Consider the following 8,534-nt stretch of genomic DNA (forward strand, 5'->3'; position numbering starts at 1 on the left):
CCAGAGGGGTTCGCTGCCCGCATCGCAGAACGCATTCAGGAAGATGCCCTCAAAACCGAGCTGCAATCCTTCAAAATCACGGCCCCTGAAGGCTTCGCCTCGAAAGTCTTGCAGCACATGCAAACCCAGAGCGAGGCAGACCTGACCGCTGCCCTGCAAAACCTGCCTGCCATTCAAGCGCCAGAGGGTTTTGCAGCCCATGTGGCAAGCCGCATTGCCAGAGATGCCCACCCTGAAGACACCCACAACCCTGCTCCGCTGTATCTGGTGGGCATGGCTTTGCTGGCTGCTGCTTTTGCCTTGTTCAGCTTTGTCTTTCCAGACATGCAGGTGGGCGTGAGCGTCTTGATGGACCTGATCGGCAACATCTCGGGACCGGTGATCACGGTGCTGGGCGCACTGGCCTTGATCAGCCTGTTTGGCCTGTTCAGCAAAATCAAATTCACCCCCCAGATCACTTACGCTGCGTTTGCGGTGGCCATGGTGGCGGTGTTCCCCAACGTGCAAAACGCGTTTGGACCGGCCACGGTGCCCCCTCAGCAAGAGGTGGCCAACGTGGTCCGGGTGGGTGGCGATGTGGTGGTTCGGGGTCACGTCACAGGCGATGTGGTGGCTCTGGGCGGAGACATCAAACTGGTGCAAGGGGCACAGGTGGACGGACGCACCGTCAGCATTCTGGGCGATGTGATGGCAGACCCCGGCATTCAGGCCAGCATTCAACCTGCTGCCATTCTGGGTCGCATCAACGGAGAGTTGCCCGTCCAGCAAACGGTGTTGCCTTCTGTGGGCGTGGCTTCGGCCTTCGTTCCCCTGATGGACCTGATGAAATCCGAGTACTGGCCCGCCTTCTACTTCGCGTTCCTGTGCATTTTCACCCTGCTGGTCTACCAATCTGGACATGGCACCGCTCTGGTGCGCCAATCCCTCAGGGATCCCAACCGCAACCTTGCTCTGGGATATGTGGCTTTTCTGGTGGCGTTGCCTGTGATTTTGGTGTCCACCCTGATTGGAAACGCCATGTTGCTGGGACTGGGCATTGCCTTGCTGGTGGCCCTCACCGCTGGCTTAAGCATCTCCCTGCTTTTGCTCGGGGCTGCCCTGACCCGGCGTCTGAAGGTCCAGAGCCATCCCGTGACCTTTTCGATCATTGGCCTGACCCTGTATCTGGTGCTCCTCCCCTTCCCTGCGGTCGCCACCGTGGTCTGGTTTGCCGGAGGGTGCTACGGGCTCGGGGTGCTGCTGAATTACATCCGCAAAACCAATGTGACCCATTTGAAAGTGGCTTGAAGGTCAAACCCATTCACAATCAAAAACAAAAGTGAAGCCTTCCTTTCGGAAGGCTTTTTGTGTGCTCTGGTCTTTCTATTTGATCTTCAAACGGATCAGCAACACCCCCAGAGCCAGCACCCAGAGAAGCCACAACAGGCTTCCCACCAGTCCAGCAGGCTCCCAGTAAGGCAAGGTGGGCATGACCGTGTGCAGCAGTTCCAGTTGTCCCAGCAGGTAAACTGCTCCAGCCAGCAAACCACTGAAACCAAGCCATCTGGGGAACAGGGAGGTTTGCAGCACAATCAGGCTGACCGTCCACATCCAGAGCACGGTAAACGCCTGTCCGAGGTGTTCTCCCAGCAGTACCCCTCCAAACTGGTGAACCGCCTGAAACACCACATTGAGGGCCGTACGGTTTGCTCCTGATGCACCCAATTGCACATACAGGTCTGCAAGCACCGGGTTCACAAACACCCACCTGAGCAATCCCACCATCTGAAAAACGGCAGCCATCACACCAAAAACCGTGGCATGGTAGGTCAGGGGATGATGGGTGCTTTTCAGAATGCGGTGCAGGCCCACCATGGCCAGCAACAAGGGAAACCCGCACCATGCAAACGCCATCCATGTGAGGATGCCTGCACTTCCCAGCGCATGATACTGCCCAAGGATCTGCTGGGGGCTTTCCCGCAAAATGTCCGGATAATTGAAATTCTGGATGAGCAGCAGGTAAGGCACATTGATGGCCAGTGCACCCACCAGAAATTCGGCACCCACCCAGCGGTGGCTCGGGACGTGATCGGGTTCAGACAGGGTTCTTGCAGTCATGATGTTCCTTTCATATGGGGTTCAAGCACCATCCACATCAGGGCAATGCCTTCCTGAATGGTCTCTTCTGAGAGGGTTCTGCCCGAGAGTTCCAGATGGGTGGGCCAGAAATCGGTGACCATCCAGCAGGCTTCTGCCAGCATGGTGATGCGTTCTGCAGGAAGGTCTTTCATCAGGCCTTGCTGCATGAGGAGCAGGCACAGGCCATGAAAATCCTGCATGCCTCTGGCTCGCACCTGCTGGTATTGCTGGGCAAGCTCTGGGTCTTGCTGCAGCAAGGAGAGGGTTTCCCTGTAAAAAAACCGGTACTCCCAGAGCATCTGGTAATTGCGGGTCAGCATGTGGTTGATGTCCTGCAGGGTGGGGTTCTCAGGAAACTGGTAAATCTGGTCCCACAGGTTTTGCAGGTCCTGAAACAGGGCCCGAACGATGGCTTCTTTGTTTTTGAAGTGGTAGTACAGGTTGCCCGGACTGATCCCTGCATGCTGGGCGATGTGGTTGGTGGTGACACTGTGGGTGCCTTTTTCGTTGAACAGGGTGCGGGCCGATTGCAGGATGCGGGATTGGTTGCTCACCATGCCTCCTTTAGAGTATTTACTCTAATTTAGAGCAATAACTCTAAATTGTCAAATGAAATGAAAAAACCCCTCTCTGTCGAGAGGGGCAAATGGCACCTGACTTCACTGGGCCAGCAAAGCTTCGATTTCCTCGCGGGTGGGAGCGTAAGCCCCAGATTTGGTGCAATTGACTGCTGCTGCGGCCAGAGCATATTTCAGGTGCCCTTCCATGCCCCAGCCTTTGTGCACCATCAAAGAGAAATTCAGGGCTCCGATGCTGGCATCTCCAGCACCCACCGTGTCTGCCACGGTGATCTTGAAGGCAGGCACAAAAATCTCTCCCTCTGGTGTGAGCAAAGCCGCACCTTTGGCCCCCTGCGTCAGCATGATCCAGGCATTGGCATTCCAGGCACGGATCTGGGCCAGAGCCTCTTCTTCAGACAACTCGGGAAGCAAACCCTGCAAGTCCTCATCTGAGACTTTGATCAGGTCGGAAAGCTCAACCATCCGTTGGAAAGTGGGACGGTAAGCTGCGGTCATGGTGATGCGGTAATTGGGATCGAAGGAAATGAATTTTCCCAATTCGCGGGCATGCTCGGCCAGTTTCACAAGGGTGGTCTTCAGAGGGTCACGGGTCAGGGAGATGCCTCCAAAATGCAAGGTTTGCACCCCATCCCACCAGCCTTCAGGGAGCAGGTGAGGATCAAACGCCAGATCCGCACTGTCGTTGCCCACAAAAAAATACCTAGGTGGGTTGGTCTCTGGGACCATGGCCAGCAAAGGGGCCTTGGGATGGCGTTGCAAATACCGCAAATCCAGCCCACCCTCCTCGCTGAGTTGCTGCAACACATCCCCAAAATCGTCCTGAGAAATGCCACCTGCAAACGCCGAAGGCAACCCGAGGCGGGCCACCACTCGGGCCACGTTCCATCCGGCCCCTCCAGCCTTGGAGTGCCACACTCCGGGCTGGACCTGAATCATGTCCGTTAACGCTTCACCGGCACTGACAAATTGCGCCAAAGTCATGTTTACTCCTTTTTCGTCCAGCGTTCTTTATCCCTGTTCTCCACTTTATCCATCATTTTGTTGAAACCCCTTTCGAGGTCTAAACCTTGCCCGTTGGCCATGCAGATCATCACAAACATCAGGTCTGCCAGTTCCATCTCCAGATCGCCCACCTCTTCACCGGCTTTGGGCTTCTTGCCATTCTGGTGGGAAATCACTCGGGCAATCTCGCCGACTTCTTCGGTCATGCGGGCAAGGTTGAGGAGGGGCGGAAAGTAACCTTCTTTGAACTGGCTGATGAAACGGTCCACGCGTTCGCTGGCTTCTTGAAAGGTGAGTGACATGGGTAACAGTTTACTTGTAGGGGCTACGCGTGCGTCGCCCAGAGGCCCAGAGGCCGAGAGCCGAGAGCCGAGAGCGGAGAGCCGAGAGCCGAGAGCCGAGAGCCGAGAGCCGAGAGCCGAGAGCATGGTGCATTTCGTGGCAGAAAGGGTCAAGGAGATTGATCATTCCAAAAGCATAAGCCAAAGCATTTTTAGCCCTCGGCCCTTGGCCCTCGGCATCTTTTCCTGGCAATTTTCTAAGCAACCTGCTCCCCCCTTCTCCCCAAAAGATAGGAGAATAGAAACCATGAACCCTTTAGCACAACAACTGAATGAAGCAATTCAGAAGGAAAACCCCCACGTGCTGGAGATGCTCTCCGAACTTGGAAAGCAAATCTACTTCCCCAAAGAAGGCATCCTGTCCCAGTCTGCTGAAGCCGGACAGAAAGCCAAAAAATACAATGCCACCATTGGCATTGCTGTGGAAAAAGGCGTGCCCATGCACCTTGAAGTGCTGCAGCGCAACCTTTCCGCTTATGCACCCAAAGACCTGTACCCTTACGCCCCTCCTGCAGGAAAACCCGAGCTGCGCACCGCATGGCGTGAAAAAATGGTGCTGGACAACCCCAGTTTGCAGGGCAAGAACTACGGCAACCCCATCGTGACCAACGCCCTGACCCACGGGATCAGCATCGTGGCCGACCTGTTCACCGATGTGGGCACCCCTGTGATTGTGCCCGACAAGAACTGGGAGAACTACGAGTTGTCCTTCGGGGTGCGCCGTGGTGCAGAGATGGTGTACTTCCCCCTGTACAACCAGAGCGGCAAATTCAACAGCGAAGGGCTCCTGGAGTCCCTGCTGAATGCCAAAGAGCAGGGCAAGAAGAGCGCTGTGGTGCTGCTGAACTTCCCCAACAACCCCACCGGTTACACCCCCACCCAGCAGGAAGGCCAGACCATCATTGATGCTCTGGTGCAAGCTGCGGAGGCCGGAATCAACGTGGTGGTCGCCACCGACGATGCTTACTTCAGCCTGTTCTTTGAGGACTCCATGCACGAGTCGCTGTTTGGTCTGCTGGCCGGGCTGCACCCCCGCATCCTGCCTGTCAAGATCGATGGGGCCACCAAAGAGGAGTACGTGTGGGGCTTCCGTGTGGGCTTCGTGACCTACGCCAGCGAATCCGCTGCCATCCTGAGCGCTCTGGAGCAAAAGACCATGGGCATCATCCGGGCCACCATTTCCAGTGGTCCTCACCCCAGCCAGACCTTCCTGCTGCAAGCCCTGAAAGACCCCGGCTTTGAAGCCCAGAGGCAGCAGAAGTTCGAGATCATGAAGGCCCGTGCCAACAAGGTCAAGCAAATTCTGGACAACGGGAACTTCAGCGATGCCTTCGATTACTATCCTTTCAACTCTGGATACTTCATGTGCCTGAAAATCAAAGGCACCACCGCCGAAGCCGTGCGTCAGCAACTGCTGGACAAATACCAGATTGGCACCATCGCTCTGGGCGACACCGACTTGCGTGTGGCGTTCTCCTGCGTGGAAGAAGAGAACCTGCAGGAAATCTACGACAGCATCTATCAGGCTGTCAAAGAAGTGCAAGCCGTCAACGCTTGAACCCCATCCAAAACAGCAGGAGGCCCTTAGGGGCCTCCTTTTTCATTGGGTCAAATTTCAGCGGATGTAGAATCCGGTTTCCACCACGTCGCGGGTCTGGGCAGGGGCTGGGCGCAGGTACACATTGAACTGGCTGTCCCATTGCCCATTCTGATAACGGCCTTCAATGGAAGCGCGGGCATAACCACTCTGGGGTTGGGTGGTGAAGATGGCGCGCACACGCTGGTAACCTCTGGGAGGGGCCACTTCAAAGTAGTTTCTGGGTCCACCATCAATCACAGAAGTTCCGCCAGAGACGTACTGGTTGTAGGCCAGCACATTGCTGTAACCATCGGGATCCAGAGCCACCACAGTCACGTATCCAGCACGGGTGGTGTTCAGGCGGAAACTGACCTGTTCACCCACATAGTAGGTGCTGTTCGTTCCACGGCTGGGCTCAAAGGAGTTGATGAAATCGGCGGTCTCAAAGCTGATGGTGGCGCTCGGAGCGGTCACACGCACCGTGCAAGCACTCAGGGAGCCAGCACCCAGCAAAATCAAAGCAGCAAGCATCAGACGGTTTTTCATGTTTTTCAGTCTAAGAGCACCGGGCTTTTTGAAGATGCACTTCAACTAAAAAGCAACTTCAGGTTTTTCTCATTGAGCCATCTGTTGCCCCTGTGGGTTTTGCAAATATGCATCATGGGTGACCACACAGTTGCGACCTCTGGCTTTGGCAAGGTACAGGGCCTGATCCGCACGATGGATCAAGGAATCCAGAGCTTCACCGGCCTGATGTTCAGCAACCCCAAAACTGGCTGTGAAGCCTTGCAGGTCATCCACCTCGGTCTCTGGAAATTTGCGCCTGATGGATTCTGCATACATCACCGCTTTGGAGGCATCTGAATCTGGAAAAACCAGCAGGAATTCTTCTCCACCCCATCTGCCCACAAAACCTTGCTGGTCCACAACGTTTTGGGTTTCTCGGGCAGCATGTTTGAGGACTTCGTCGCCTGTGGCATGTCCGTAACGGTCATTGATCCGTTTGAAGTGGTCCAGATCGAACAACACCACACTGAACCCAGAGCGTCCTGTTTGCTCCTCCAGGATTTCGTACAGGCGACGACGGTTGAACACGCCGGTCAGGGGATCGGTGTAGGCGATGTGGTGCAACCAGTGGGTGCGTTCCTGTTCTCTGACCCACTGCTCCTTGTAAGCCCCCAGCACATAAATCAAACCCACCATCCCGGAGGTGATCATTTGAATGCGAAAAAAATCATCGAAATTCCAGCCTGCACGGCGCTCTGGCATGAACGCCAGAACCACCCACGGAACCACCAGAAACATCAGGTACAGCCCGCCTGCCAGACGCATTGCTGAACGGGTGGGCAGGGTGATGAACACCATCAAAACCAGAGCCACCAGACCGGTTTCGGAATGCAGTGGAAAACGTCCCATGGGGTAATTCGCACTGAACATCTCCACCAGAAAGCGCACCACCCAGAAGGTGCTGTACATGGCCACAGCCAAACGCTCAATGGTCCAGGACGGCATTTTCCCTTGCACCAGCAAACCCAGAGTGATCAAGGCAAACACCCCGAGCAAAGTTTGTGAAACGTTTTGCACTTCCAGACCCTGTGGAAATGTCCATGCACCCATCAAACCCCCTGTTGCAACCAGCACACTCAGCAACAGGTAAACCCGACGGCGCAGCACCTCAGCATCAAACATGCATCCCCCTTGATGCATTGTGGCACACCCTCTTGCTGAACCTTTCTGTTACAACATTGAACAAAGTACAGCTCCTTTTGCACCCCAGAATGGACCCTCAAAAATCCCGTTCATCACAGGATTTCCCCAAAGTAAGCAGGTTTACATCCCGAGTCCTCTGGAGTGTTAGCATGGGTGTATCTGTTTCCCCGCAGAACACAAAAATCCTCAAGGGGCAAACTCCGGGTAAGGTGGGTGGCATGCGTAAAATACTGATGTTGTGGTTGGTGATCGGTGGCATGGGTGCTGCACTGGCCCAGGGCTACAGTTACACCGATCTGGTGAATGATCTGGAAAAAGGATCTGTGCGTCATGTGATCATTGACGCAGCAGGCAATGCTGAAGTGCAATTCAAAGCCAACGGCAAACGTCCGGTGGTGACGGTGGTCCCCACCAATTCCGATTTTGTGCAACTGGTTCGCAACAGCAACGCTGAATTGACCGTTCGCTCAGGCGTCAAAGGCGATTTCTGGGTGTCTTTGCTGCAATGGCTGCCTTTTCTGGTGGGCATCGGTTTCATGTTCCTGATCTGGCGTTCTTTCCGCACCAATGTCTCTGGAGGGTCCAATGGGGCCGCCCAGTTCAGCAAGTCGAGAGCGCACGTCCTCACAGAGGGGAGCATCAAACTCACCTTCAGTGACGTGGCCGGCTGCGAAGAAGCCAAGTACGAACTTCAAGAAGTCGTTGAGTTCCTCAGGAACCCTGAGCGCTTCCATGCCCTTGGAGCACGCATCCCGCACGGCATTCTCCTTGTGGGACCTCCCGGATCAGGCAAGACGTTGTTGGCCAAAGCCGTCGCAGGTGAAGCCCGAGTCCCCTTCTTCAGCATCAGCGGTTCAGACTTCGTTGAGATGTTCGTCGGCGTCGGAGCCGCTCGGGTCCGTGACCTCTTCGAGCAGGCCAAGAAAGCCGCACCCTGCATCGTTTTCATCGACGAAATTGACGCTGTCGGACGCAAACGTGGCCTCAACGTCGGGGGCGGAAACGACGAACGGGAACAAACCCTCAACCAACTGCTGGTCGAGATGGACGGTTTCGAAAGCAAGCACGACATCATCATCCTCGCAGCCACCAACCGCCCAGACGTGCTCGACAACGCCCTCCTGCGTCCCGGACGCTTTGACCGTCAGGTGGTCGTGGATGCCCCCGACGTGAAAGGCCGAGAGCAAATCCTCAGGATTCACG

At 55.5% G+C, this 8,534-nt stretch carries 9 protein-coding genes; 3 read left to right on the plus strand and 6 right to left on the minus strand.

All coding sequences use genetic code 11. The features are described from left to right. A partial coding sequence (locus Q371_RS27650) for a hypothetical protein (RefSeq protein WP_034346400.1) occupies window positions 1-1,287 on the plus strand: 1,287 nt, incomplete at its 5' end. A 75-nt stretch (window positions 1,288-1,362) separates the two neighbouring features. Here Q371_RS27650 and Q371_RS24880 read toward each other — a convergent pair. From Q371_RS24880 to Q371_RS24895, 4 genes are all read right to left on the minus strand, one after another. Beyond that, window positions 1,363-2,097, minus strand: a complete 735-nt coding sequence (locus Q371_RS24880; RefSeq protein ID WP_051965240.1) for a DUF4386 domain-containing protein — start codon at window positions 2,095-2,097, stop codon at window positions 1,363-1,365. Then, complete coding sequence (locus Q371_RS26340; RefSeq protein ID WP_051965246.1) at window positions 2,094-2,675, minus strand: TetR/AcrR family transcriptional regulator; 582 nt, start codon at window positions 2,673-2,675, stop codon at window positions 2,094-2,096. Before Q371_RS26340 ends, Q371_RS24880 begins: the two co-directional genes overlap by 4 nt. Window positions 2,676-2,777: 102 nt before the next feature. Then, window positions 2,778-3,680, minus strand: coding sequence for a carbohydrate kinase family protein (locus Q371_RS24890; protein WP_034346403.1), 903 nt, complete (start codon window positions 3,678-3,680; stop codon window positions 2,778-2,780). Window positions 3,681-3,682: 2 nt separating this feature from the next. Then, entirely contained in the window at window positions 3,683-4,003 is a 321-nt protein-coding gene (locus tag Q371_RS24895; protein WP_034346404.1) for a nucleotide pyrophosphohydrolase, read from the minus strand. A gap of 286 nt (window positions 4,004-4,289) precedes the next feature. On the opposite strand from Q371_RS24895, the gene Q371_RS24900 reads away from it, so the two are divergent. Continuing rightward, window positions 4,290-5,600: an aminotransferase class I/II-fold pyridoxal phosphate-dependent enzyme gene (locus Q371_RS24900; RefSeq protein WP_034346406.1), complete on the plus strand. Its 1,311-nt coding sequence runs from the start codon at window positions 4,290-4,292 to the stop codon at window positions 5,598-5,600. Between the two features lie 57 nt (window positions 5,601-5,657). On the opposite strand, the gene Q371_RS24905 is transcribed toward Q371_RS24900, so the two are convergent. Then, on the minus strand, window positions 5,658-6,167 hold the full coding sequence (locus tag Q371_RS24905; RefSeq protein WP_034346408.1) for a DUF4384 domain-containing protein: 510 nt from the start codon (window positions 6,165-6,167) through the stop codon (window positions 5,658-5,660). Window positions 6,168-6,236: 69 nt separating this feature from the next. Continuing rightward, complete coding sequence (locus tag Q371_RS26345) at window positions 6,237-7,310, minus strand: GGDEF domain-containing protein (protein WP_051965248.1); 1,074 nt, start codon at window positions 7,308-7,310, stop codon at window positions 6,237-6,239. Window positions 7,311-7,549: 239 nt separating this feature from the next. On the opposite strand from Q371_RS26345, the gene Q371_RS24915 reads away from it, so the two are divergent. After that, the coding region (locus Q371_RS24915; RefSeq protein WP_034346422.1) for an ATP-dependent metallopeptidase FtsH/Yme1/Tma family protein at window positions 7,550-8,534 on the plus strand (985 nt) is incomplete at its 3' end.

The sequence above is a fragment of the Deinococcus misasensis DSM 22328 genome (genome assembly GCF_000745915.1).
Lineage (GTDB): Bacteria > Deinococcota > Deinococci > Deinococcales > Deinococcaceae > Deinococcus_C > Deinococcus_C misasensis.

Excerpts from the sequence above, each read along its gene's own strand:
- Q371_RS24880 (WP_051965240.1), bottom strand. The coding sequence starts at position 2,097 with ATGACTGCAAGAACCCTGTCTGAACCCGATCACGTCCCGAGCCACCGC.
- Q371_RS26340 (WP_051965246.1), bottom strand. The coding sequence starts at position 2,675 with ATGGTGAGCAACCAATCCCGCATCCTGCAATCGGCCCGCACCCTGTTC.
- Q371_RS24890 (WP_034346403.1), bottom strand. The coding sequence starts at position 3,680 with ATGACTTTGGCGCAATTTGTCAGTGCCGGTGAAGCGTTAACGGACATG.
- Q371_RS24895 (WP_034346404.1), bottom strand. The coding sequence starts at position 4,003 with ATGTCACTCACCTTTCAAGAAGCCAGCGAACGCGTGGACCGTTTCATC.
- Q371_RS24900 (WP_034346406.1), top strand. The coding sequence starts at position 4,290 with ATGAACCCTTTAGCACAACAACTGAATGAAGCAATTCAGAAGGAAAAC.
- Q371_RS24905 (WP_034346408.1), bottom strand. The coding sequence starts at position 6,167 with ATGAAAAACCGTCTGATGCTTGCTGCTTTGATTTTGCTGGGTGCTGGC.
- Q371_RS26345 (WP_051965248.1), bottom strand. The coding sequence starts at position 7,310 with ATGTTTGATGCTGAGGTGCTGCGCCGTCGGGTTTACCTGTTGCTGAGT.